Source organism: Vibrio sp. F13 (assembly GCF_020806305.2).
Classification (GTDB): Bacteria; Pseudomonadota; Gammaproteobacteria; order Enterobacterales; family Vibrionaceae; genus Vibrio; species Vibrio crassostreae_C.
On record NZ_CP170175.1, the window covers coordinates 2,814,390 to 2,839,296 of the forward strand.

Here is a 24,907-nt window from a genome sequence, read left to right on the forward strand (position 1 = left end):
ATATATTTAGCGGCAGAAAATATAATGCAATACATGGTTACATTTTCGCAGGGTGCTAACATATAGGCTACGGGGGTGTGCCGTTAGAACCCAATATAATTATTTTATCTTTATCAGGAGCATAAACATGTTTAAGAACCTTTTTGCTAGCCTGCAGAAAGTTGGTAAGTCTCTGATGCTTCCAGTATCAGTTTTACCAGTTGCGGGTATTTTGCTAGGTGTCGGTGCAGCAGATCTTCCTTTCATTCCAGAAATCGTTTCAAACTTAATGGAACAAGCTGGTGGTTCAGTATTCGGTCAAATGGCACTACTGTTCGCAGTAGGTGTTGCACTTGGCTTTACTAACAACGATGGTGTAGCGGGTCTAGCTGCTATCGTTGGTTATGGCATCATGACTGCTACACTTGGCGTAATGGCTGGTGTAATGGGCGTTGATAAAATCGATACTGGTGTACTAGGTGGTATCCTAGTCGGTGGTGTTGCTGCTTGGGCATTCAACCGTTTCTTCCGTATTCAACTACCAGAGTACCTTGGCTTCTTCGCTGGTAAGCGTGCTGTGCCAATCATCACAGGTTTCTCTGCGATTGGTCTAGCAATCCTACTATCTGTAGTATGGCCACCAGTTGGCGGCGCTATCTCTGCGTTCTCTGATTGGGCTGCTCACCAAAACCCACAAGTGGCGTTTGGTATCTACGGTATCGTTGAGCGTTCTCTAATTCCATTTGGTCTTCACCACGTTTGGAACGTACCTTTCTTCTTTGAAGCTGGTACTTGTGTAAACGCTGCTGGCGAAACTCAAAACGGTGTTCTTACTTGTTACTTAGTTGCTGATGACGCATCTCGTGCAGCGGGCAATGGCTTCGGTCAGCTAGCTGGTGGTTACATGTTCAAGATGTTCGGTCTACCTGCTGCTGCAATCGCGATTGCACACTCAGCTAAGCCTGAAAACCGCGCTAAAGTAATGGGCATCATGGCTTCTGCTGCGTTGACTTCATTCCTAACGGGTATCACTGAACCAATCGAATTCTCTTTCCTATTCGTTGCTCCAGTACTGTACGCAATCCACGCTCTACTAGCTGGTTCTGCATACGTTCTTGCGAACACTCTAGGTTTTGTACACGGTACATCTTTCTCACACGGTCTAATCGACTTCCTAGTTCTATCTGGCAACGCGTCTAAGATGGGCCTAATGGTTGTATGTGGTATTGCTTACGCTGCAATTTACTACATCGTATTCCGCACTGTGATTAAAGCTCTAGACCTTAAAACTCCAGGCCGTGAAGACGAGACTGAAGAAGAGTCAGTTGCGACTGGTTCTGAACTTGCTGGTGAGCTAGTTGCTGCATTCGGTGGCAAAGCGAACATCACTGGTCTTGACGCTTGTATTACTCGTCTACGTGTTGCAGTAGCTGATACAGCTCTTGTTGACCAAGACAAGCTGAAGAAACTAGGCGCTGCAGGTGTTGTAGTAGTAGCGGGTGGCGTACAAGCTATCTTCGGTACTAAGTCTGACAACCTTAAGACAGACATGGATGAGTGGATCCGTAACAACGGTTAATTCTCTGATTCAATAAATTGAAAGGAGGCCGAAAGGCCTCCTTTTTTGTTTTCTGCTCTATGAAAGATCTATTGTGCTTAATCTCCATTAACTCAGATACTTATCATTCAACTCGATCAGTTGATGGTTGCTCTTAAATTTTTCGTGTCTTTTATCTTTTACCTAGCGATGACACCTTTCGTTATTATTCCAGTAAACTACCGCTTTTAAACACAGTCTGAGAATATTATGAAACATCGTTACTTGATCGGCCTTATGTGCTGCAGCGGAGCCTCGTTTGCTCACGCTTCTGAAGCTCCAGCTTTGGAAGTTGGACTTGCCATTGACCAAGACCTGAGTGTCGTTGTGGAATTTGATCAGAAATACCGTGCTACGATTGGCAATGACGGCGCTGCCTTTGATTACATTTTGAAGCGTGGTCAGTTCGAGACTGAAGCTCCGTTGAGCTGGTACGTCGGTGCTGGTGCTTGGGCTGAATGGAATGACGACTTTGGCTTACGCTTGCCGTTAGGCGTGAAAGTGAATTTCTACGAAGGTTGGAATGCTTACGCTCAAGTTCACCCTGAACTCGATATGTATAAAGGTGTTGAGTTGCAAGTGGGCGGCGCTTTAGGTGTTACCTATAAGTTCTAACCTGAACTAAAACCGTTTTAATAATGAAAAAACCAGCATTTAGCTGGTTTTTTAGTTTGGGCCGATCTTATATTTTTGCTTCATTGAGCCGCTTAGAAAGTAAAACTCAGTCCGACATTGGCTTGGAATTGGTTCATCCAGTCGGTATCAAAGCGAATGATGCACTCTTGCCCGTTATTTGGGATATTACAAACACCGGAGGTATCGTTGTCGACAACCGTGCCTAACCAACGTACTTGTGTGTTCAACGCTAGTCGGTCACTAAATTTGTACTCTAAGCCACCAAAGATAGAAGTTGAGAATCCATACTTATCTTTTGCCCAGTCTACATCGACGTAAGAAGCACCCAGGCCTAGCCCTAGATAACCCGACAACACAGGCGAAGCAGGGTAGTAGATGCTGCTTTGAAGGTGCAGGTATTGGATGGAGGAGCTTAGGTTAAGCGTTTCTAATTCCGAGCTCTGATTGGAGTAGAAGAAGCCGATGCGTCCTTTTTCAAGTGGCGTTTCAATGGCAAAGGTGTAATTTTCAGAGCCTTTCATGTCATAGGTTTTACCGTCCTGGTCTTCGACACTGCCACCGCCGGTATAACCTACCATAGGTGTAATGATGATCTCCGGCGAAGCATACGCGCTTGAAACGGAGAGAAGCGTAATCAGTGCCATCATATTTGCTTTGTTATTCATGAGTATATCCTTATCCATACACTTACTAATTGTGATGGTTACATCAATATTGTGCGACTAATTTCGACGATTCTTGAAGATACTTCACACACCTGATAGTACTTAAATAGAGACTCGACAAATTAATAATAAACCAGAGGTGTCTATGGACCATAATCTGAAAAATGCCCTACAAATTACCGTGTTTATCTACATGATCATTCTTTCATTTGGCTTTATTGCGATTGGTAGTTAATACCATCTATTGCGAGGCTGAGTTTTGATACTCAGGGAATAATGAATAGTGGGATTATAACCAATATTGATACAGCAATAGACTTGGATTATTACGCTAAGTTTATTGCTGGAAAAACAGCACTGGTCGCTCAAGGTGGCGGACAGAGAAGTATTTTTACTTCTGGAGTGCTGGATGCCTTTCTTCTCTCAAATTTTGACCCCTTCGACGAATTTTTTGGTACCTCAGCAGGTGCTCTCAACTTATGTGCTTATCTGTGCCGTGATAAAGGCCTTGGGCGTTCTTTTGTTCTCGACCTCACAACCTCACCAGAGTTCTTCAATCTCTTTTCCTATATACGACACAGAAAGAACCTAGGATTAGAATGGGCGCTAGAACAAATCATGGCTTACCCATATAAGCTCGATCTGGATTTAGGGCGACAAACGCTAGGCGATCGCCACTTCTATGCGGCTGTAACGGATTCCAAAGACTTACGAGACCACTACTTCCCATTATTGGGCGAAGATTGGTACAAGGTGATGATTGCGACCTGTGCTATTCCTCGCTTGTACAATGACGAAGTCTTTATTGGTGACAGTGCTTATGTGGACGGTGGTGTATCGGCGTGTATCCCAGTTCAGGAAGCGTGGCGAAGACAAGCTCGTTCTATTGTGGTGATTCGTACTGAGCCAGTGGTGGAGGAAGGTAATACCCATTTGGTTGAAGCACCAGTTAAGGGATCTTCAGTCAAAGCGCCTAAACCTATATCTGCAGAAGAACTGGAGTGGTTCCGCGAATCTTTCGACAGTGTTCAAGGCCATTGGCAACAGAAAGTGGAACAGTGGAAAACCGACTGGACCTCTTTCTTCCAACAACAAATTATGCGCTCAAAAGAGCAGAAGCGTGACCGTGGGCATTTAGACCTGCTGAACGGTGGTCGCTGGCTATTTGGTGCAGATGATATTTATCGCTTAAGTCATTTAATCGGAGATAAGTTTGATTCAGGGTTGGCTGACATGCTGATGGTGCATTATCAGACCTACTCATTGACTCAGGATTTTTTGAATTCGCCACCAGACGACGCGTTTGTGGTTCAGATAGCACCTAGTCAAACGCTTAAATCGAGCTCATTAATGAGTCATAAAGATGATTTACTGCATGATTACGAATTGGGTTTAGAAGCCGGTTACCGATTTGTGGAGACCTATACCTCAACGGAAAACGCTCGCAACTCGCATATGCCACAGTTAGCCACCATTGCTGCGGGTAACTAATTCCCGAAGTTGATGAGCTAGCATGCTGTGAGCTCGTTATGCTGTTTAAGCAGATTTTAGTGAGTCGTGTTCTGAAATGAAAAAGGGTTATTGAACTTGGTTCGATAACCCTTTTAAGTTTTTGAGATTAGGCGAATCGTTTCGCCTTAAGGTCAAATATTAGGTGACAGGCAAGATTCTCATACAGTTGGTTGACCCTGCTACATCCATAATGTCGCCTTGAGTGACGATCACTAGGTCACCAAACTTAAGGTGTCCTTTCTCTTTCAAGCAAGTGAGTGTAGATAGTGCAATGTCAAAGCTGTCTTCGGCTTCTGTCTCGAAGTAGATTGGTGTCACACCTCGGTATAAGGTACAGCGATTAAGCGTTCCTTCGTTACGAGACAGCGCGTAGATCGGCATGTCGGCACTCAGGCGAGACATCATCAGTGCGGTGCGGCCTGACTCGGTGAGAGTGACAACGCCTTTAATGCCTTCCATATGGTTTGCAGAGTAGATGGTCGCCATCGAAACGGTTTCTTCGGCAGTAACAAAGGTGCGGTCAATACGGTAATTGGATTGGTTATTAATGCCTGCCATTTTTTCCGCACCAATACAGACTTCAGCCATCGATTTTACGGTCTCGACTGGGTAGTCACCAGCTGCAGTTTCACCAGAAAGCATCACAGCATCGGTGCCATCGAGTACGGCGTTGGCAACATCCATAACTTCGGCACGGGTTGGCATTGGCGCAGAAATCATTGATTCCATCATCTGAGTTGCGGTGATGACAGTTCGGTTAAGCGCTCTGGCACGGCGTATAAGCTGTTTTTGTACTCCGACTAACTCAGGGTCGCCAATTTCCACTCCGAGGTCACCACGAGCCACCATGACCACATCTGAGGCCATTATGATGTCATCCATGTTCTCAACTGTAGCTACTGTCTCTGCTCGCTCCACTTTTGCGACGAGGTGAGCTTCTAAGCCGGCTTCTCGTGCAAGCTGACGAGCATAGTGCATGTCTTCACCATTACGAGGGAAAGACACCGCTAGGTAATCCACTTTGATTTGTGCGGCGGTGACGATGTCGCGCTTGTCTTTTTCTGTTAGCGCTTCTGCGGAAAGGCCACCCCCTTTTTTGTTGATGCCTTTGTTATTTGAGAGTGGGCCGCCAATGATGACTTCGGTATGAACGCGACAGCCTTCCACTTTGGTTACTTTGAGTTGAACACGACCATCGTCAAGCAACAGTATATCGCCGGCGGATACGTCGTTAGGCAGTTCTTTGTAATCAAGGCCAACGGCTTCTTGATTGCCTTCACCTAAACCTAGGCTGCTATCGAGAGTGAACAGGTCGCCTACGGCAAGTTGGATTTTGCCATCTTTGAATGTCGACACACGAATCTTGGGACCTTGTAAGTCTCCGAGAATGGCGATTTGAGTACCGTGTCTTTTTGCTATTGCTCTGACTTTTTCTGCGCGTTGTATATGGTCGTCGCTGGTGCCGTGAGAGAAGTTCATACGAACAATATTGGCACCGGCTTTGATGATCTCTTCAAGCACGTTACCTTTATCAGTAGAAGGGCCTAGCGTTGTGACGATTTTCGTTTTTCTTAATTCGGCTGTCATGAATACTCCTAGAGTGAGGCCAAGTAATCTTTTAAAAGACTGAATTAAGTATATGCATTAATTGATAATTTATTGGGAGCTAGGAGGATATTTCTTGATTTGCCTTTAATTATTGAATTCAGGGCTCAAATGCGATGTTTTATTCTGAAAATTAAGTCGCAAATTATCGATGTGGGTGTTAATTTTCCTCGAACTATTTGACTCGATACACAAAGATTCATGTATATACGTGATACTGGTCACGGCGATATACCAAGTGACTTCACAATTACTTCGCAAAGTAAAAAAATTACCTCGTTGATGATTTCTGGAGCGTAAAATGTACATGGCTCAACCGGGCCATATTGATCATATCAAACAGGTCAATGCTGGTCGTGTATATAAACTAATTGACCTTAAAGGTCCTATTTCTCGTATCGATCTGTCCAAGCAAAGTGAGTTGGCTCCGGCGAGTATTACTAAAATTACCCGTGAACTCATTGAAGCTCACCTTATTCACGAAACGACGGTTCAAGAAGCCACGACTCGTGGGCGTCCTGCTGTCGGTCTGCAAACCAATAACGAAGGTTGGCAATTTTTGTCGATGCGTCTTGGTCGCGGATACTTGACGATCGCGCTCCATGAATTGGGCGGCGACGTGCTTATCGATACCAAGATTGATATCCATGAACGTGATCAAGACGATGTGCTTGCGCGTCTTCTCCATGAAATCGATGAGTTCTTCCAAACCTATGCCGAGCAACTCGACAGGGTGACGAGTATCGCTATCACACTGCCAGGTCTGGTGAATTCAGAGCAAGGTATTGTGTTGCAGATGCCGCACTATAACGTTGAAAACTTAGCGTTGGGGCCGGAGATCTACAAAGAAACCGGTTTGCCAGTTTTTATTGCCAATGATACCCGAGCGTGGGCATTAGCAGAAAAGCTGTTTGGTAACTCACAAGACAACGACAACTCTGTTCTTATCTCGATTCACCACGGTTTAGGTGCCGGGATCATTCTTGATGGTCGCGTTCTGCAAGGACGTCACGGTAACATCGGTGAGTTGGGGCATATCCAGATCGACAAGGAAGGCAAGCTTTGCCACTGTGGTAATCGAGGCTGTTTAGAAACGGTGGCGAGTTCTCAGGCAATCCGTGAGCAAGTCAAAGAGCGATTGGTAAATGGTGAAGAATCAACGCTAACGGTGTTTGAAGACGTCACTATTGAACAGATCTGTGCTGCCGCTGCTAATGGGGATCCGCTGGCTGTCGAAGTGATTGAACAGTTAGGCCGTTATCTAGGTTCTGCGATTGCGATTGTGATTAACCTGTTCAACCCAGAGAAAATCTTGGTGGGTGGTGTTATCAATCAGGCGAAGAGCGTGTTATACCCGGCGATTCAAAAGTGTATCGAAGAGCAGAGTCTATCGGTTTACCATAAAGACTTAGAGCTGGTGGAATCTCGTTTTTATAAGCAGGCAACCATGCCAGGTGCTGCGCTCATCAAGCAGGCCTTATACGATGGCCAACTGTTAATGAAAGTTATTGAAGGTTAACCCCTTTTTCTCGTCTTGTAGCCTTACCTTGAACCTTTCCATGTACTTAAGCTTTGTATAACATCATTTGTTGTACTTAGTTTAAGCATTCTGTGCATTGGCGCTTTGCTTTAACCTATTGAAGTAGGCTATTGTAGCCACAGTTATTATTTGTCACTAAGGTGTTGTATGTCTGGCGTTTTAAATTCGGTTGATCAGAGAACCAAACTGGTCGGTGAAAACCGTCTGGAACTCTTGTTATTCAGCTTAAATAGTCGTCAACTATTTGCGATTAACGTATTTAAAGTGAAAGAAGTCCTCAAAGTGCCAGTACTCACTCGCTTACCGGGCTCTCATCATCATATTACGGGTGTTGCGTCTTTACGTGGTGAATCGGTGCCTGTTATCGATTTACGCAGTGCCATTGGCTTTCCGCCATCTCGTGCGGAGTCTCAAGAGAGCAACCTGATTATTACGGAATACAACCGAACCGTACAAGGTTTCTTGGTTGGGCAAGTTCGTAATATCGTGAACACGACATGGACAGAAATCCAGCCGCCGCCAAAGACAACAGGCCGTGCAAACTACCTAACCGCTATTACGCATATTCAAGAAGAAGAGCAGCACAAGATCGTCGAGATCATCGATGTTGAGAAAGTGTTGGCTGAGATCATTGATTACGATGTCTCGATCTCTGAAGGCGTTTTAGATGAACAATTAGCTCAGGAGATGATAGGACGCAATGTGCTTATCGTTGATGACTCTTCAACAGCGCGTAACCAAATTAAAGGCACCTTGTCGCAGCTGGGTTTGAACATTATTGAGTGTTGTGATGGCTTAGAAGCACTGACCTTACTTAAGGGCTGGTGTGATGAAGGCAAAGACATCAATCAAGAAATATTGTTGATGATCACCGATGCTGAAATGCCTGAAATGGACGGCTATAAACTGACACATGAAGTACGTACTGACCCAAGAATGCATGACCTATTCATCACGCTAAACACTTCATTAAGCGGAAGTTTTAATGAAGCTATGGTTGAGAAAGTAGGGTGTAACCGCTTTATTTCTAAGTTCCAGCCAGACCTCTTGGTTGAAGTGACTCAAGAGCGAATGCGTCAGATTTTATAATTAATGCTGCTGTACGGTTTGTTTTGAGTGACCTTATAGAAAACGCTTGCTAATATTCACGCAGCATATTTTTCTTAACGAAATATGCTCAACTACTAGCGTAATTTTTCACACACAATCTAAGGTAGTTCCTCTTAATGATATGGTTAACGTCTAAAGTCGTCATGACTTTGAGCTTATTACTGTATAGAGAATTTAAGAAAAGACGTACGGAAGCTGAAGTTGAGTCATAACTCAACAACTGGAATTGAAGGGAAGCGGATGCTTCCCTTTTTCGTTTTTCTTTCTCTCGTTTCTTTAGCCAATGATCGATTGAGAACAGTTGGTACTTCGCTAATGAAAATCCCGAGATTTGGTTTTCAAGCCAACAATTTCATCGGTAATATCGATAAGTTTTCCCGCGATAACATGCACGACTTCACCTTCTTTTTCTAATATCCCTTGTACTTTTAACGCCTTGGCTGTGAGATAAGCTTGCTGTTGAGCGCGTGCGGTTGCTCCCCATACCACGACATTAATATTGCCAGTGCTATCTTCCAGCGTAACAAAGGTGACACCTGCCGCGGTGCCGGGAGATTGTTTACCTGTGACTAATCCGACAACGGTGACCATAGATTTGTGTCTTTGCTGTATTAAATCTTTCATGTGTGTGAATCGACCTAATCGTCCTGCTTCTTCGAGCAAAGTGATGGGGTGCTTGTTCAATGAAATTCCGACACTGGTGAAGTCTTCGAGTAGATCTTGCATCTCATTGGGCTTGTGCAGTACATGTTCGTCATGTCCTGCCTCAGCATCGTCATAGGCTTGGCTAAACAGAGGTAAATCCGACGCCGAGTCCATGATCGCCCAGCGAGTCTGGAAGCGGTCTCCAGAAACGTTATGTAGCGCATTGGCCGATGCCAGTAGCTCGATATCTTTCTTATTCATCGATAACTGTTTCACCTGACTAGGGTGGCGATAACCGGATGGTGGACGATTGGCGAGCACGCTTTGAATTCCATGCTCGCTGAATCCTTTGATTTGTCGCAGCCCTAAGCGAATCGCTAGACCATTCTGATGAGGGGCAACCGTGTGGTCGTTTTGAGAAGCGTTCACACATACCGGAAGTATCACCACATTGTGTCGTTGTGCGTCTTGTACTAACTGTGAAGGGCTATAAAACCCCATCGGTTGGCTATTCAACAGAGAAGCGTAGAAGCACTCTGGGTAGTAGCATTTCAACCAAGCGGAGCAATACGCTAACACCGCAAACGAAGCGGAGTGGCTTTCAGGAAAACCGTACTCGCCAAAGCCGCATATCTGTTTAAAGATCTGCTCAGCAAACTCTGTCTCATAGCCGCGCTTTTGCATTCCTTCGATGAGTTTGTTTTTAAACTTAAAGACGTTGCCATTTTTCTTCCAAGCGGCCATTGCCCGTCTGAGTTGATCTGCTTCTCCGCCTGTGAACCCTGCAGCGACCATCGCGAGTTTGATCACTTGCTCTTGGAATATCGGTACACCTAAGGTGCGCGACAGTACTGATTCCACGTCTTTAGATGGATAACTGATTGGCTCAATGCCATCTCGACGCTTGAGAAACGGATGCACCATATCACCCTGAATAGGGCCTGGGCGTACGATAGCGATTTGAATCACCAAGTCGTAATAAGTCTTCGGTTTAAGCCTTGGCAGCATGCTCATTTGTGCGCGTGACTCAATTTGGAATATCCCGACTGTGTCTGCTCGCTGAATCATGCCGTAAACCTGAGGATCGTCCTTAAGGCGAGTGATCTCAGCAATGGTCAGTGATCGCCCGTGAATACGTTTGATCAGGTCGAAACATTTACGAATCGCAGAGAGCATACCCAACGCGAGCACATCAACTTTCAGCAAGCCTAAGGTTTCTAGATCATCCTTATCCCATTGGATAATGGTTCGATCGTGCATCGCTGCATTTTCGACGGGAACCAGCTCATACAAAGGCCCTGAGGATATGACAAAGCCACCGACATGTTGAGATAAGTGACGTGGGAAGCCGATAATCTCATTCACCAAGTGGATAAACTGCTGCCCCTTCAAAGAATCAGGTTGTAGCCCTAATTGAGTGAGCTGAGCCTGCCAACCTAAGCTTTTGTCCCTGCGATTGGTGTTCTTGATGAAGTAGTCGAGCTGAGTTTCTTGTAGCCCTAATGCTTTCCCCACATCTCTCACCGCACTTTTGAAGCGATAAGAGATGACTGTTGCAGCAAGTGCAGCCCGTTCTCTACCGTATTTTTTATAGATGTATTGGATGACTTCTTCACGACGTTCGTGTTCAAAATCGACATCAATATCAGGCGGCTCATCGCGCTCTTTACTGATGAAACGCTCAAACAGCACCGAGATCTGTCTTGGGTCGACAGAGGTGATTTCTAAGCAGTAACAGACCACGGAATTGGCCGCTGAACCTCGACCTTGGTAAAGAATGCCTTGGCTTTTGGCAAACATCACGATGTCATGAATGGTGAGAAAAAAGAAAGGGTAGTCAAGCTCGTCAATTAATCCCAATTCTTTATCTATGATTTGTTGGATGTCGTTAGGTACACCTTGTGGGAAGCGAGTCTGTTTTCCTTTTTCGACCAACATGCGCAGATAACTCATGGGCGTCTCACCTTGAGGAATCAGCTCACTGGGATATTCGTAGCGTAAGCTATCTAAATCAAACTCACACAGCTCAGCGATACGGTTGCTCTCTTCTAGCCACTCCGCTTTGAAGATATGAGAGAGCTTATTGATACTCCGTAAACAGCGCTCGGCATTAGCGAGTAAGTGACTGCCCACTTCGGTAATGGGCTTTTGGTACTTTATCGCAGTGAGTGAGTGCTGCAAGGGTAAGCGATTCGCATTGTGCATCAACACACCACCACAAGCTGTAATCGGCAGTTGGTGATGTTGTGACAGCTCAACGCAGTAATCTGTGTACTGCTGGTCGGTTTGCTTTAGGTGTCTTTGTAAGCCAATCCACAACCGACCTGAATGATGCTGGGAGAGCCATTGCCCCCAGTGTGCGTCTTCATTTTTCTGTTGAGGAAGCCAAAGAATAAAGCAGTGCTTAGCTGACATGATGTCCCACTCAGAGAGCTGATAATGTCCCTTGCTGCTACGACGTCTCGCGTTGGTAATAATACGGCACAGCTCGGCGTAGGCTTGTCTGTTTGGGCATATCAAGACCACTTGGCACTCTTCATTTAGCCAAAACATGCTCCCGACAATTTGCTTGAGCGACAGTTTATGTTGCTTGATCGCAGAGTGAACCTTAACGATGCCCGCGACTGAGCACTCATCAGTAACCGCGAGTGCTTTGTAACGCAAGAAATCGGCCTGTAAAACAAGCTCCTCTGCGTGTGAGGCTCCCTTAAGGAAGGAGTAATTGCTTTGGCAAAATAGCTCTGAGTATTGCTGAGACATAACGTAATCTCACTTAACCATTGCGAGTGAACATGATTGAAAAGGGACGCTGAAATTGAATCAGTAGAACAGACTAGCTAAATAAGCCGTGCAAAAACCACTGCTTATCTGGCGTTCTAAAGACCCATAACCACCGACCGTTTTCACTGTGAGCAATAAAGTAGTCACGAATGATCTTCTCTCCGTCCCACCAGCCAGACACAATACGTTCAGGGCCTTGAGACAAGGTGACGCTTTCGGTTAAGGCTTCGGGCTCTGGCAGTAAAATACTGGGCCGGAGTCGTTGTTGATCGACGCTAAGAGCTATGGTTTGTTGCTCGCTCTCTGGGGGCGTTTGCCTTTTTGCCACAGATTTACTCAGTGTTGGGAGCGAATACTGATTGGCCTTTTCTGGCCTTGGGTCGTGCTGTATTTTCGGTGTTTTAATACAGGCCTGCCCAAGCTTTGCTTGCAGTAATGAGAGCAAATCTAACGCGGCAAGTGTTCCGGTATTACCATCAAAAAGATCATGGTAGGCCATTTGGGGTTCTCCATGACGAACCAAGCTGAGGGTCAGCCCTTGAACCGGTGCTGTGAGCTTGAGTGACTCTAAGGTGAGATGAGTAAGGTTCGCCCATTTTTCTGCAAGGTAATCACCTTGTGCCGAATAAAAAGAGACCGGGTGATCGTCTTTATCTCTAAGGTGCAGAGTCAGTGTTAGCTAAAACGCGACTCTGTCACGTAGCTTCAAAAAACACTCGAGTTGATTCAGTAATTTCAGCAACGGCTTTTCGATAAATAGGATGTTTTCAATATCAAACAACAGCTCCAAATATTGCTGGAAATTCTCTGGTGGGTGATAGAAATCAATTGGGTGCTTGAACTGGCCGTTTAGGCGACCGACATAATTGACCAAGTCGATATCAAAGCGGCGTGCGACCTCTTGCAAAGGCAGCTTTAATAGATCTTCAACGATGTTGATACCGACACGGTTCAGGCGTTCAACTTGCTTGGTCGGTAGCTCACTGGAATTCAATGCTTGTTGATTGACCCAAGTTTTCATCTGCTCAATATTGTTTGTTGCTTGGTTGATCGCTTGCTTACCCAAAAGGATCGCAGAAAGCGGCGAATAACCCGTAGCGAAGCTGAACTGGATATTGAGCGTTTCTAAGTGGCTTTTGAGCTCATGCCAGTAGTTATCTAGCCCGTCGTAAAGTGACAGCATGTTAGAGGCTTTAATCAACAAACCATTAGGTGGCAATAACGCCATGTCGGAAGTGACCAAATACGCCCATTGAGCGATCTCTTTGAGCTTACTTTTCTCCAGTTCAATACTGTAAGGGTGGACGTGTAAGTTGTGACACAGCGCCGCCGCAGATCCTAAGCCCGTACCAAGTGAAATTCCCGATTGCAACGCAACTGGGTTTGCTTGCAGTACTCGGTGATCTTTTTCATCCACGATGATAATGGGTTGTTCGCGTGAGTCTTCGCTCGAACCCAATTCATTAGAGTTAAACAAGGTATCCAACTGCAGAGATGGAAAGTGCAGATAAAGCCACAACATACGTTAGCCTTGCTTCGCAATAGGAAAAGCCAGCACAGTGTTACCAGACAAAGCGCGGTCTGAATTGTCTTCATAAACGACTTTCTCTGTGAGTAACGGCCAGTAGTGTGTCATGTCTAGAATAAAGCTGCCATACGACCAGCTGCCTTTTCTCTTAGTCACTTCAACCTTTAATCCCTGCGCGTGAGAAGAGAGTTTCATGCTTAAGGAAACGGGCAGGGATAATTGATTATGGCTGGTGGCTTTAAAGTGAAACTGCAGGCACTTACCGGTTTCACTGGCTGCTTGTAGGCGCTTTGTTTGGTGTATTTCTAGATCGGCTCCCCATAGCAATACAGAGTGACAAGCGCCGCTTTTGAGGCACTGCTCAGCTGCCCACAACGCATCGAGATCGCGTTGAGGCTGGATAACGAGAATGTTTTCTAATTCAATGCCTTGGCTGTTAAAAAACTCAGCACAGATCTTCCCTGGCGGGTTAATGAATATGGCCAGTTTTTGCGAGTTTTGTTGAGATAAATAGGGCGTCAGTAGGCGAAGCTCGCCGATCCCTTGTTGTGATTCAACTTCAATAACGCCGTGCGTCGGGAAGCCGCCATCAAGCTGTTTATCCAGTTGAGGATAGCCTGTTGAAGTGGTGCTTCCTTGCGTTGTTGATTGTAACCCTTTCCAGATTAGCTGGCGGTCTTGTAAGTTTTTTATTAGTTCATGCATAATTAAATACCTGTATATTTATACAGTATATTTAACAATGGAAAAGATGCAAAGCAAAATGACGAAAATTAGGGGAATAATACCAATCACAGTAAGTAAGTGATCATAAATAGCGCAGGAAAAATGCTTGAGAACAAGGCAGAAATTTTCGATAAGTAGTTATTCTACAATCAAAATTTCTAACGCCGTTATCGAGTGTTTTAACAAGCTAGGATGACCAGTTATTTACTACGATTGGTATCAGTGTTAGTTGATTGATTTAGATACAAAAAAAGCCGCTATGGAAGCGACTTTTTACTATTGGTCAATGATATCAAGTTACTTAGGTTGAGCATCGATACATTGGCCATTAATGTCTGTCACACTTGGGTTCATTAAGTGTAGGTACAGTGGGATGATGTCGAGTGGCGTTTTTAGCTTATTCGCATCTTCTCCTGGGTACGCTTTTGCACGCATACGTGTTTGAGTGCCGCCTGGATTGATTGCGTTAACACGGATGTTCGTGTCTTCAAGCTCGTCCGCTAGGATCTGCATCATACCTTCGGTAGCAAACTTAGAAATTGCGTAAGTGCCCCAGAATGCACGGCCAGAGTGACCAACCGTTGAAGAGGTAAATACGATACGACCTGCTTCTGCTTTTTTAAGTGCAGGTAGCAGAGCTTGAGTCATCAAGAACTCAGACTTCACATTGATCTGCATAACATCATCAAAGGTTTCTTCATCAATCTGCTCAAACGGGCTCAGAGTGCCAAGAACGCCAGCATTATGAAGTAGGCCGTCTAAACGACCGAACTGTGATTGAATGGTTTCAGCCATATCAACGTAGTTCTGCTTTGTCGCACCTTTTAAATCCAATGGGATAATTGCAGGCTGCGGGTAACCAGCGCTTTCGATTTCATCGTAAATGAATTCTAGGTTTTTAACATTGCGGCCTAACAGAATGACAGTTGCGCCATGTTGAGCGAAGCTTAGTGCAGCTTGGCGACCAATGCCAGCACCGGCACCTGTAACCAAAATTACTTTATCTTTGAGGGCATCTGTAGAGATTGGGTAATCCACTGTGCTTATCCTTCTTTCTTTTATTATGTTCGTCATTCCATTGATGTTTAATCACACAGATAACCGCAGGAATGATGAGAAATTCTTGGTAATCGTGACAAGATGGTTACAATACACTAATTCATACAATAGGGGATATGACATTGGAATTTTTGTTGGACTACGGCTTGTTTTTAGCCAAGATTGCGACCGTTGTAATCGCCATCATTGCAATTTTAGTCATTGCTAAATCTGTGGGTGGAAAATCAAGCGCGATTAAAGGTGAGCTGGAAATCACGAACCTATCTGAACACCATAAACAGACGATTGAACAATTAGAGCACCATCTACATGATGATGCTTTCATCAAAGCCCGTGATAAAGCAGAAAAGAAAGCGGAAAAAGAGAAAGTAAAATCACGCGGTAAAGAAGTGAAGAAAGCAGCGAAAGAGGGTGAGCTTGATAGCAAGCGTGAACCACATCTATTCGTTCTTGATTTTAACGGCAGCATTGATGCGAAAGAAGTGGCTTCATTGCGTGAAGAGGTAACGGCGGTTCTGGCTGTGGCTCGTGAAGGCGATGAAGTCTTACTTAAGCTTGAATCTGGCGGTGGCATGGTTCATGGCTATGGTCTGGCGTCTTCTCAACTTGATCGTATCAAAGCGGCTGGCCTGCCTTTGATTATCTCGGTAGACAAAGTAGCAGCAAGCGGTGGTTACATGATGGCATGTATCGCAGACAAAATCGTATCAGCACCTTTTGCTATCGTTGGTTCTATTGGCGTGATTGCTCAACTACCAAACTTCAATAAACTGCTTAAAAAGCACGACATTGAGTTTGAACAGCTAACTGCGGGTGAGTACAAGCGCACACTGACTATGTTTGGTGAGAACAGCGATAAAGCACGTGAGAAGTTCAAAGAAGAGCTAGAAGAGACACACGGCTTATTCAAAGACTTCATTCGTGACCATCGTCCAGCGCTAGACCTTGATAAGGTTGCAACGGGTGAGCACTGGTTTGGTACACAAGCACATGAACTTGGGCTGGTGGATGAGATCCGTACTTCTGATGACTTAGTTGTTGAAGCATGCAAAGACAAGACGGTTCTAGCGATTCACTATGTACAGAAGAAAAAGCTGTCAGACAAGCTAGCTGGCGTGGCAGGTAAATCTGCAGACAGCGTGCTGATGAAGCTGATTGAACGCGGTCAAAAGCCGATTGTTTAAGCTTATTTAGTTCGAGCCTTAAAAAGAAAGCGCATAAGTCATCAGACTTATGCGCTTTTTTATTGCTCCACTTCCGAGCGGGTGACCACTATGTTGTAGGGGGAGCGGAGTTTTATACCCATAATCTACTTACTATGATGGGTATTAAATCTTGGCTCCATAGTCATTGCGTTTCGGACAAGTCGTCAGGATTTCTCGATGACCCGTGTCTTTGAGCTCTTCCAAAATCACATCAAAGCCCCACAAGCGATAGAGATGCTTCATCACTTCGTCGTAGCCTTTATCAAGCGGGATGCGGTCGTGAGGCACATATTGCAGTGTCATTGAGCGGTCACCACGAACATCGACATTAAACACCTGAATGTTTGGTTCAAGGTTACTTAGGTTGTATTGCGCCGCAAGCTTCTCACGAATCAGGCGATAGCCCGGATCATCATGAATAGCACTCACCTCAATGGTATTTTTACGGTCGTCGTCGAGTACAGAGAACAGCTTAAAGTCTCGAATGATTTTTGGAGAAAGGTATTGGCTGATGAAACTTTCATCTTTGAAGTTGTGCATCGCAAAGTGCACCGCTTCTAACCAATCACTTCCGGCTAACTCAGGGAACCACTCTCTATCTTCATCGGTTGGCTCTTCACAGATGCGTCGGATGTCTCTAAACATCGCAAAGCCAAGCGCATAAGGGTTTATACCGCTGAAATAAGGACTGTTGTAGGCAGGTTGTGCGACGACACTGGTATGGCTGTGTAGGAATTCTAAGATGAACTTATCACTCACCAAGCCTTCGTCGTAAAGGTGGTTAAGAATGGTGTAATGCCAGAAGGTTGCCCAGCCTTCGTTCATCACTTGAGTTTGTTTTTGAGGGTAGAAGTATTGGCTCACTTTGCGAACGATGCGAACACACTCTCGTTGCCAAGGTTCAAGCAGTGGTGCGTTCTTCTCGATAAAGTAGAGAATGTTTTCTTGAGGCTCGCTAGGAAAGCGGATCTTGGTCTCTTCTTCCTTACTTTTATTTTGAGGAACGGTTCGCCATAGCTCATTCACTTGAGATTGCAGATAAGCTTCGCGTTCTTCTTGTCTTGCTGTCTCTTCTGCAATGGAAATCTTCTCAGGGCGTTTGTATCGGTCTACGCCGTAATTCATCAGTGCGTGACAAGAATCAAGGAGCTGCTCGACTTCAGCAACACCATATTTCTCTTCACAACCACTGATGTACTTCTTAGCAAACAACAAGTAATCGATGATGGAACTGGCATCGGTCCATGTTTGGAACAGGTAGTTGCCTTTAAAGAAAGAGTTGTGGCCATAACAAGCGTGAGCCATTACCAGCGCCTGCATTGTGACCGTGTTCTCTTCCATCAGGTAAGCGATACACGGATCGGAGTTGATTACGATTTCGTATGCCAAGCCCATTTGGCCATGCTTGTAGTTTTGCTCGGTTTGAATGAATTTCTTACCAAAAGACCAGTGGTTGTAATTTATCGGCATACCAATGCTCGAGTAGGCATCCATCATCTGTTCTGAAGTAATCACTTCAATCTGGTTTGGGTAAGTGTCTAAACGGTAATGCTGCGCCACACGCTTAATTTCTACGTGGTATTTCTCCAAGAGGTTGAATGTCCAATCTGGACCATCAGGCAGCATCTTGTCGTTTTTCTTCTTTGCAGCTTTGTCTTTCTCTGCAACGTTTGATTTCGCTGTCATGGCAAACTCCCTTACGCTGTCTCTTTCTGGAACAGTTCTCTAAACACAGGAAAAATATCATCCACCGTTTTAATGTTTTTCATGGCGAAGTTGTCAAAGCTACTCTCGAGTTTTTCGTATTCGTGCCAAAGCGTTTGATGAGAGCGGCGTGTTATTTCGATGTAAGAGTAATATTGGCAAGTTGGCAGAAGCGTATTGACCAGTAACTCTTTACAACGAGGAGAGTCATCAGCCCAGTTATCGCCATCAGAGGCTTGTGCTGCATAGATGTTCCACTCATTAGCAGGGTAGCGGTCTGCGACAATTTCCTTCATCAGTTTCAGTGCGCTCGAAACAATGGTGCCACCCGTTTCTTGTGAGTAGAAAAACTCATGTTCGTCGACCTCTTTAGCCTGAGTATGGTGACGAATAAACACAACATCGACGTTTTCGTAGGTGCGATTTAAGAACAGATACAGAAGAACATAAAAGCGCTTCGCAATATCTTTTGTGGCCTGATCCATAGAGCCCGATACATCCATTAGACAGAACATCACGGCTTGGCTAGATGGAATAGGGCGCTTCTCGTAGTTTTTAAAACGTAAGTCGAAGGTGTCAATGAACGGCACGCTTTCAATCTTTTTACGTAACTCGGCAATCTCTTCTTTGAGGCGACCTTCCTCAAAAGGTTGTGCCGGCTCCGTCATTTTAACTTGGTCAAGCTGTTCCATCAGTAGGTTAAGCTCGCGCTTTTTACCTGCTGTCATCGCGGTTCTACGAGCCAGAGATTGCTGTAGTGAACGAACGATAGCGATGTTGGATGGAATCCCCGCGCTTTGGTAACCAGAGCGGTGAGTTTTCCATTCGGTGATTTTGTTGACCTGATTTTTCTCTAGATTAGGTAGAGCTAAATCTTCAAAGAGAATATCAAGATACTCATCTTTTGAAATTTGGAAGGTAAATTCATCTTGGCCTTCGCCGTCAGGGCTTGCGTCGCCTTGGCCTGAGCCACCACCTTGACCACCACCTTTAGGGCGTTCGATTTTATCGCCAGTGATGAACTGATCATTACCTGGGTGAACGCGCTCTCTTACGCCGCCTTGACCTTGGTGAAAGTTCGGCTCTTTGATGTCTTTATGGGGAATAGTGACGTCTTCACCTGTTTCTGTATTGGTGATTGAGCGTCGGTTAACTGCATCGGCCACAGATTCTTTGATTTGCTCTTTATGGCGTCGTAAGAAACGCTGTCTATTCACAGCACTCTTATTTTTGCCATTGAGCCTCCGATCGATAAATTGTGCCATAAGAACTCCCTCTCAGCTGATGTCGCGATCCTACTTTTTATTCGGGTATAAGAGTTATTGATTTACTAAGGTATAAAAGTTATTGGTTTATACGAGCTGCTCAGTTGAGCAGCTCAATACCGTTTAGTTATGAGGATTTACGAACTCTTAGGTACCACTCAGATAGCAGTCTCACTTGCTTCTCGGTGTAGCCTTTTTCCATCATACGAGCAACGAAGTCGTCATGTTTTTTCTGATCATCCGTTGAGGTCTTAGCATTGAACGAAATAACAGGAAGTAGCTCTTCTGTGTTAGAGAACATTTTCTTCTCAATCACAGTGCGCAGTTTCTCGTAGCTCGTCCACACTGGGTTTTGACCGTTATTGTTGGCTTTGGCACGAAGCACAAAGTTCACAATCTCATTTCGGAAGTCTTTAGGGTTACTGATACCGGCTGTCTTCTCGATTTTCTCTAGTTCGCCATTCAGAGAAGCACGGTCAAATAGTTGGCCTGTTTCTGGGTCGCGGTACTCTTGGTCTTGAATCCAGAAATCTGCGTAGGTGACATAGCGGTCGAAGATATTCTGACCGTACTCAGAGTAAGACTCTAGATAAGCGGTTTGAATTTCTTTACCGATGAACTCTACGTAGCGTGGCACTAGGTATCCTTTCAAGAACTCTAGGTACTTCTCGGCGGTCTCTTGAGGGAACTGCTCCCGTTCGATTTGCTGCTCAATAACGTAGAACAGGTGCACTGGGTTCGCGGCCACTTCGGCTTGGTCGAAGTTAAACACACGAGACAGGATCTTAAAGGCGAAACGCGTTGATAGCCCAGACATGCCTTCGTCAACGCCAGCATAATCTCGGTACTCTTGGTAGCTCTTCGCTTTTGGATCGGTGTCTTTTAGAGTCTCACCATCGTAAACACGCATCTTAGAGAATAGAGATGAGTTTTCAGGCTCTTTTAGTCTCGAAAGAATGCTGAATTGCGATAGCAGATCGAGTGTGCTTGGTGAGCAAGGCGCTTGGGATAGCTCACTGTGCTCAAGCAGTTTCTTGTAGATCTTAACTTCTTCAGACACACGCAGACAGTAAGGGACTTTTACAATGTACACACGGTCGAGGAATGCTTCGTTGTTTTTGTTGTTACGGAAGGTCTGCCACTCAGATTCGTTCGAGTGAGCGAGAATCATACCGTCAAATGGCAGTGCAGAAAGCCCTTCGGTACCGTTGAAGTTACCTTCTTGTGTTGCCGTAAGTAGAGGGTGTAATACTTTGATTGGCGCTTTGAACATCTCCACGAATTCCATCACACCTTGGTTGGCTTTACAAAGCGCACCAGAGTAGCTGTAGGCATCAGGATCATCTTGAGAGAAGTGTTCAAGTTTACGAATATCAACTTTACCAACCAGAGACGAGATATCTTGGTTGTTTTCATCACCTGGCTCCGTTTTCGCGATCGCAACTTGATCGAGAATAGAAGGGCGCAGTTTGATGACTTTGAATTTGGAAATATCACCGCCAAAATCGTGCAGACGTTTCGCTGCCCACGGAGACATAATTGAGCGAAGATAGCGTTTCTCAATGCCATATTCATTCTTCAATAAGTCGCCGTCTTCGTTAACGTCGAATAGACAGAATGGGTGATCGTTTACTGGGCTTCGTTCACCGTCAGCAGACAATACATAGATTGGTAGTTTCTGCATCAGGGCTTTGAGTTTTTCAGCGAGAGAAGATTTACCACCGCCCACAGGGCCAAGTAGGTAAAGGATTTGTTTACGTTCTTCTAAACCTTGCGCAGCATGTTTTAAGTAAGAAACAATCTGTTCAATCGCATCTTCCATACCGTAGAAATCTTTAAATTCGCTGTAGCGTGAGATGACACGGTTCGAGAAAATACGACTCAGTTGAGGGTCTTGAGCAGTGTCAATAACCTCTGGTTCGCCAATGGCTAGTAATAAGCGCTCGGCAGCATTAGCGTAAGCACTTTTATCGTCTTTACACAGCCCTAAGAACTCCTGCAATGTCAGCTCTTCTTCCTTGGCTGCTTCATAACGTGATTGATAGTGGTCAAAGATACTCATAGTCACATTCCCCTTGTTAACCAGTCAAAACTGACGAGCGATTGAAAAATAGGCTCTCCCTACATTTTAAGGTTAGACCCGCTTCCACAATTTTGCTTAACAATTATGTATTTATTTACAATTTTGCGTGTGAAAAACGTGGCGAACGCAATAGGTAACTTGAGGCGCGTAGAATCAAATTATTTTACATTCGAGGGGATCTGGCCGTTTGTTTTGAGATTTTAGGTCGCTTAACAATACTCACAATGGATTTATGTGCATTAGATGTATAACTGGGCTCTATTGATTTTTGGAATGGAGTACCATATAATGCGCTAAGTTATCAAAAATTGCTCAATAAATAGGTAGATGTAGTGAAGAATAATGGGTTCAAAATAGTGGCTATCTGCATGTTACGCCAAATGTTCGAGTAACTGGTGGCGTTCGTTATACCAACCTTGAAGGTGATATAGAGAATAGCCCAATACTTGAAAGTGGTATCAACATGGCCGCGAACGTTGGTGTTGCTTACGTTTTCTAGTTGCTTTGGTTTTTCTCTTTGTGTGCGAACATTAAAAAAAGGGTTACTCATGATGAGTAACCCTTTTTCTTGAAACTTTTTAAAAGTTATCGCTGATCTATTAACGAATTAAGCGCTAAAGATTTGAGATAGCTCTGTCGCACATAGGTGGTACTGACGAGGGCAGTTGCGCCATGTTGTTAGCATGCGACGGTACTTCTCTAGCATTGGCATCTGGCTATTGAAGTGGTGATCGGCTTTGTCGAATTGAGGGTAAAGACCTTCAGAATCAACAAGGAAACGCACGTAGTGTACGATCTGCGCTTCAGAAGCGATATCAAAACCTAAGAACTGCAGGCGACGTTGGTCTACTTCAGCACGCTCTTGTTCTGCAAGCATTTTGTTCGACTCTTGCATTGCATGGTACATCTCCATGATGTCGATAATTTCGCGACATTCTGCTTCAGTCAAACAACCAAACTCTTTGTTAAGTTCACGCATTTGGAGTTCGTAACCACGTTCTACAATCGTTTGTAGACGCTGGTATTTCGCCGAGTTCTCAGGGTTCATTTGAGACATTAGGTAGTATTGATTTGATAGAATTAGACGCTGAGCATTGGTCATTTCCATGGGATGAGCCTCACTAAAAAACTAAATGTTATATTCTTTTGTTGCAGTAAGAGTAACAGCATTCCTACGCGTGGAAACATGATCTCAACACGGATTTAATATGATTTTTTTAATTGATAAACAAAAGTTGTAAAGAAAAGTGAAAGGATAGTTAGCGCTAGAAAAGAAAACGCCCCAATCGAAATTGAGGCGTTTAAAATAGAGGTTGAGCATCGTCTGCAGTATTAGTATTTTACGTTTGAATGATACTGGCTAAGAACAGCAACAATCTCATCCATTTTCTCTTTGCTTGGCGGGTTTGTACCTTCAAGAGGGTAGTCAAAACCAAGTGCTTCCCACTTATGTGCACCAAGCTTATGGTATGGAAGCAGTTCTACTTTCTCGATGTTATCCATGTCTTTGATGAATTCGCCTAGCAGATGAGCATCTTCAGGTGTGTCCGTGTAGCCAGGGACAATCACATAACGAATCCACGTCTTCTTACCGATTTTGTGTAAGTAGCGTGCGAAATCCAGAGTACGTCTGTTTGATACACCAATGAAATCGTGGTGAATCTCATCTCGCATGTGCTTAAGATCCAACATAACTAGATCAGAGGCTTCTAGGACTTCATCAACCACTTCAGTGTGCTTACGAATGTAGCCATTAGTATCAAGACAAGTGTGGATGCCTTCAGCTTGAGCTGCGCGGAAAAAATCACGAACAAACTCAGGTTGTAGCATCGCTTCACCACCAGAACAGGTGATACCACCGCCCGATGCTTTCATGAAATGACGGTATGATTTTGCTTCGTTGATGATCTCTTCGACCGTTACTTCCTTTCCGTCATGAAGATCCCATGTATCACGGTTATGACAGTACATACAACGCATTAAGCAGCCTTGAAGAAACACAATAAAGCGGATACCAGGGCCATCGACAGTACCACAAGATTCGAATGAGTGAATGCGACCAGTTGTAGACATGAGCTATTCTCGTAGAGGAATTTATACCGTTTATTTTATTACAAAAACGGTACATAAAATAGGGTCAAATGGTAACGAGACCTTTAAAAATAAAGGCAACCACCTGTGAAGATGATTGCCTTTATTAAACTTGAAAAGTAAAGGACGAAAGCCCTTACTGGTGGCTAGAAGAAAGCAAACATTGTGATACCGCCAGTGGTGTACACTGACTCTTTCGCTTCTTCGTAATCCGGTGTTTTTGCGGTTAGCGCGAAAGAGGCACCAACGTATCGGTTATACCAAGCGACACCCAATACAGCAGTTGCTTGAATGTTCTCTAAAGTCACATCGTAGATCGCTGGATCTTCGTTGTTTTTATTAGCGTACTCATCAACACCTGAGCGATCGCCTTCGATAGTCAGGTCGTTGAATCGGTAGCGACCTTCGAGGCCGGCATAGGTAAACCAACCAGCGTTTGATGCGCCGATCATGCCAGGTTTGAATGGGTTTTCTGTGGTGATGTTAGCTGCACCAAAGTTACCGCCTAAGTCCGTACCCCAACGGAACATAAAACCAGTCGAGATATCACTTCTAAAGTTACCGACGTTGATTTCAGAAACGTTAGAGATTTCGTAGTCAGTATTCGCAAGAGCTTGATTACGCATTAGGTTGAAATGGCTTAGGTAACCAACGCTTCCCGCCCACTCATCATCAACTTGGTATTCCCAACCCATCGGCTCATCCGACTTAGTGATTGAGTGAACCAGCTTTTGAGCATCTTCAGACAGTGCACGTTCGCCCGTAGTACCAAACGTGATATTAAAACGCTGGGCTTGCTGTGGGTTTAAGCTGATGTAATTGAATTCAGTGTGAAGGTAACCTGCGTATGGGCGATCATTAGGCGATGGCGTTTCTAACTCAATGTCAGAAGGCGTATACATCTTGTGGCCAATGGTGATTTCCCACTTGTCTAGAGAGCTTGCGCCCCAGTAGGAAAGACTCAATGGTTTTACCCAGTTATATGGCGTAATACTTGATGATGTGTAACCCAGAAATAAGCCGTTGGTATAGTCTTGGTCGACACCAAAAATACCATCATTATCTAAAGCAAAAGTTAACGTAGAACGCTCAGAGGCTAAAGATGAGAAAGAGAGAAGAATCAGGGGTAAACAACGCAGGTATTTCATGGAGCAGTTACTCTTAAATTATGAACCG

The 24,907-nt window shown here is 44.7% G+C and carries 18 protein-coding genes and 2 pseudogenes; 8 read left to right on the forward strand and 12 right to left on the reverse strand.

Annotated elements, in window-relative coordinates; all coding sequences use genetic code 11:
- Positions 1-127: 127 nt before the first annotated feature.
- The gene (gene ptsG / locus LMH68_RS13060; RefSeq protein WP_017062145.1) at positions 128-1,558 is read left to right on the forward strand and encodes a PTS glucose transporter subunit IIBC; all 1,431 of its coding nucleotides are present in this window, start codon (positions 128-130) and stop codon (positions 1,556-1,558) included.
- 228 nt (positions 1,559-1,786) lie between these two features.
- A complete protein-coding gene (locus LMH68_RS13065; protein WP_017070535.1) occupies positions 1,787-2,191 on the forward strand; it encodes a hypothetical protein in 405 nt (134 codons plus the stop codon).
- Between the two features lie 92 nt (positions 2,192-2,283).
- On the opposite strand, the gene LMH68_RS13070 is transcribed toward LMH68_RS13065, so the two are convergent.
- On the reverse strand, positions 2,284-2,877 hold the full coding sequence (locus LMH68_RS13070; protein WP_017067207.1) for an outer membrane beta-barrel protein: 594 nt from the start codon (positions 2,875-2,877) through the stop codon (positions 2,284-2,286).
- 145 nt (positions 2,878-3,022) lie between these two features.
- Here LMH68_RS13070 and LMH68_RS13075 point away from each other — a divergent pair, with 145 nt between their 5' ends.
- Positions 3,023-3,112, forward strand: coding sequence for a YnhF family membrane protein (locus tag LMH68_RS13075; protein ID WP_100214626.1), 90 nt, complete (start codon positions 3,023-3,025; stop codon positions 3,110-3,112).
- 41 nt (positions 3,113-3,153) lie between these two features.
- Positions 3,154-4,368, forward strand: coding sequence for a patatin family protein (locus tag LMH68_RS13080; protein WP_017063485.1), 1,215 nt, complete (start codon positions 3,154-3,156; stop codon positions 4,366-4,368).
- A 159-nt stretch (positions 4,369-4,527) separates the two neighbouring features.
- On the opposite strand, the gene pyk is transcribed toward LMH68_RS13080, so the two are convergent.
- Entirely contained in the window at positions 4,528-5,976 is a 1,449-nt protein-coding gene (pyk, locus tag LMH68_RS13085) for a pyruvate kinase (RefSeq protein WP_017062141.1), read from the reverse strand.
- A 319-nt stretch (positions 5,977-6,295) separates the two neighbouring features.
- Between pyk and LMH68_RS13090 the strand changes: the two genes are divergently transcribed.
- Together LMH68_RS13090 and LMH68_RS13095 are read left to right on the forward strand one after the other, a co-directional pair.
- A complete protein-coding gene (locus LMH68_RS13090) occupies positions 6,296-7,513 on the forward strand; it encodes an ROK family protein (RefSeq protein WP_017062140.1) in 1,218 nt (405 codons plus the stop codon).
- 168 nt (positions 7,514-7,681) lie between these two features.
- Entirely contained in the window at positions 7,682-8,623 is a 942-nt protein-coding gene (locus LMH68_RS13095) for a chemotaxis protein CheV (protein WP_017062139.1), read from the forward strand.
- A gap of 333 nt (positions 8,624-8,956) precedes the next feature.
- On the opposite strand, the gene LMH68_RS13100 is transcribed toward LMH68_RS13095, so the two are convergent.
- The 4 genes and pseudogenes from LMH68_RS13100 to LMH68_RS13115 form a co-directional block, all read right to left on the reverse strand.
- Positions 8,957-12,049, reverse strand: a complete 3,093-nt coding sequence (locus LMH68_RS13100) for an error-prone DNA polymerase (protein ID WP_229647107.1) — start codon at positions 12,047-12,049, stop codon at positions 8,957-8,959.
- 73 nt (positions 12,050-12,122) lie between these two features.
- Positions 12,123-13,592 (reverse strand): annotated as a pseudogene (locus tag LMH68_RS13105) (Y-family DNA polymerase).
- A gap of 3 nt (positions 13,593-13,595) precedes the next feature.
- Positions 13,596-14,303: a translesion DNA synthesis-associated protein ImuA gene (gene imuA, locus LMH68_RS13110; RefSeq protein ID WP_017063488.1), complete on the reverse strand. Its 708-nt coding sequence runs from the start codon at positions 14,301-14,303 to the stop codon at positions 13,596-13,598.
- A gap of 318 nt (positions 14,304-14,621) precedes the next feature.
- Positions 14,622-15,362, reverse strand: a complete 741-nt coding sequence (locus LMH68_RS13115; protein WP_017062135.1) for a YciK family oxidoreductase — start codon at positions 15,360-15,362, stop codon at positions 14,622-14,624.
- A 137-nt stretch (positions 15,363-15,499) separates the two neighbouring features.
- Between LMH68_RS13115 and sohB the strand changes: the two genes are divergently transcribed.
- A complete protein-coding gene (sohB, locus tag LMH68_RS13120; RefSeq protein WP_065583981.1) occupies positions 15,500-16,567 on the forward strand; it encodes a protease SohB in 1,068 nt (355 codons plus the stop codon).
- Between the two features lie 144 nt (positions 16,568-16,711).
- On the opposite strand, the gene LMH68_RS13125 is transcribed toward sohB, so the two are convergent.
- From LMH68_RS13125 to LMH68_RS13135, 3 genes are all read right to left on the reverse strand, one after another.
- A complete protein-coding gene (locus LMH68_RS13125) occupies positions 16,712-18,274 on the reverse strand; it encodes a SpoVR family protein (protein ID WP_050634858.1) in 1,563 nt (520 codons plus the stop codon).
- An 11-nt stretch (positions 18,275-18,285) separates the two neighbouring features.
- Positions 18,286-19,557, reverse strand: coding sequence for a YeaH/YhbH family protein (locus tag LMH68_RS13130; RefSeq protein ID WP_017062133.1), 1,272 nt, complete (start codon positions 19,555-19,557; stop codon positions 18,286-18,288).
- 127 nt (positions 19,558-19,684) lie between these two features.
- Positions 19,685-21,619 carry a PrkA family serine protein kinase gene (locus LMH68_RS13135; protein ID WP_017062132.1) on the reverse strand — a complete coding sequence of 645 codons (1,935 nt, stop codon included), beginning with the start codon at positions 21,617-21,619 and terminating at the stop codon, positions 19,685-19,687.
- A gap of 379 nt (positions 21,620-21,998) precedes the next feature.
- Here LMH68_RS13135 and LMH68_RS13140 point away from each other — a divergent pair.
- Positions 21,999-22,139: pseudogene (locus tag LMH68_RS13140) on the forward strand (MipA/OmpV family protein); the annotation flags it as partial.
- 108 nt (positions 22,140-22,247) lie between these two features.
- Here the strand turns inward: LMH68_RS13140 and LMH68_RS13145 are convergent.
- The 3 genes from LMH68_RS13145 to LMH68_RS13155 all read right to left on the reverse strand — a co-directional run bounded on the left by LMH68_RS13145 (position 22,248) and on the right by LMH68_RS13155 (position 24,879).
- Positions 22,248-22,748 (reverse strand): YfbU family protein, encoded by a 501-nt coding sequence (locus LMH68_RS13145; protein ID WP_017070032.1) that lies wholly within the window; start codon positions 22,746-22,748, stop codon positions 22,248-22,250.
- A 224-nt stretch (positions 22,749-22,972) separates the two neighbouring features.
- Positions 22,973-23,713 carry a pyruvate formate lyase 1-activating protein gene (gene pflA / locus LMH68_RS13150; RefSeq protein ID WP_010437353.1) on the reverse strand — a complete coding sequence of 247 codons (741 nt, stop codon included), beginning with the start codon at positions 23,711-23,713 and terminating at the stop codon, positions 22,973-22,975.
- 164 nt (positions 23,714-23,877) lie between these two features.
- The gene (locus LMH68_RS13155; RefSeq protein WP_017062129.1) at positions 23,878-24,879 is read right to left on the reverse strand and encodes a lipid A deacylase LpxR family protein; all 1,002 of its coding nucleotides are present in this window, start codon (positions 24,877-24,879) and stop codon (positions 23,878-23,880) included.
- Positions 24,880-24,907 lie beyond the last annotated feature (28 nt).

Coding starts and splice junctions, on each gene's coding strand:
- LMH68_RS13095 (WP_017062139.1), top strand. CDS start 7,682: ATGTCTGGCGTTTTAAATTCGGTTGATCAGAGAACCAAACTGGTCGGT.
- imuA (WP_017063488.1), bottom strand. CDS start 14,303: ATGCATGAACTAATAAAAAACTTACAAGACCGCCAGCTAATCTGGAAA.
- LMH68_RS13080 (WP_017063485.1), top strand. CDS start 3,154: ATGAATAGTGGGATTATAACCAATATTGATACAGCAATAGACTTGGAT.
- LMH68_RS13090 (WP_017062140.1), top strand. CDS start 6,296: ATGTACATGGCTCAACCGGGCCATATTGATCATATCAAACAGGTCAAT.
- LMH68_RS13065 (WP_017070535.1), top strand. CDS start 1,787: ATGAAACATCGTTACTTGATCGGCCTTATGTGCTGCAGCGGAGCCTCG.
- sohB (WP_065583981.1), top strand. CDS start 15,500: ATGACATTGGAATTTTTGTTGGACTACGGCTTGTTTTTAGCCAAGATT.
- LMH68_RS13075 (WP_100214626.1), top strand. CDS start 3,023: ATGGACCATAATCTGAAAAATGCCCTACAAATTACCGTGTTTATCTAC.
- LMH68_RS13125 (WP_050634858.1), bottom strand. CDS start 18,274: ATGACAGCGAAATCAAACGTTGCAGAGAAAGACAAAGCTGCAAAGAAG.
- LMH68_RS13100 (WP_229647107.1), bottom strand. CDS start 12,049: ATGTCTCAGCAATACTCAGAGCTATTTTGCCAAAGCAATTACTCCTTC.
- ptsG (WP_017062145.1), top strand. CDS start 128: ATGTTTAAGAACCTTTTTGCTAGCCTGCAGAAAGTTGGTAAGTCTCTG.
- pflA (WP_010437353.1), bottom strand. CDS start 23,713: ATGTCTACAACTGGTCGCATTCACTCATTCGAATCTTGTGGTACTGTC.
- LMH68_RS13130 (WP_017062133.1), bottom strand. CDS start 19,557: ATGGCACAATTTATCGATCGGAGGCTCAATGGCAAAAATAAGAGTGCT.
- LMH68_RS13135 (WP_017062132.1), bottom strand. CDS start 21,619: ATGAGTATCTTTGACCACTATCAATCACGTTATGAAGCAGCCAAGGAA.
- LMH68_RS13070 (WP_017067207.1), bottom strand. CDS start 2,877: ATGAATAACAAAGCAAATATGATGGCACTGATTACGCTTCTCTCCGTT.
- LMH68_RS13145 (WP_017070032.1), bottom strand. CDS start 22,748: ATGGAAATGACCAATGCTCAGCGTCTAATTCTATCAAATCAATACTAC.
- LMH68_RS13155 (WP_017062129.1), bottom strand. CDS start 24,879: ATGAAATACCTGCGTTGTTTACCCCTGATTCTTCTCTCTTTCTCATCT.
- pyk (WP_017062141.1), bottom strand. CDS start 5,976: ATGACAGCCGAATTAAGAAAAACGAAAATCGTCACAACGCTAGGCCCT.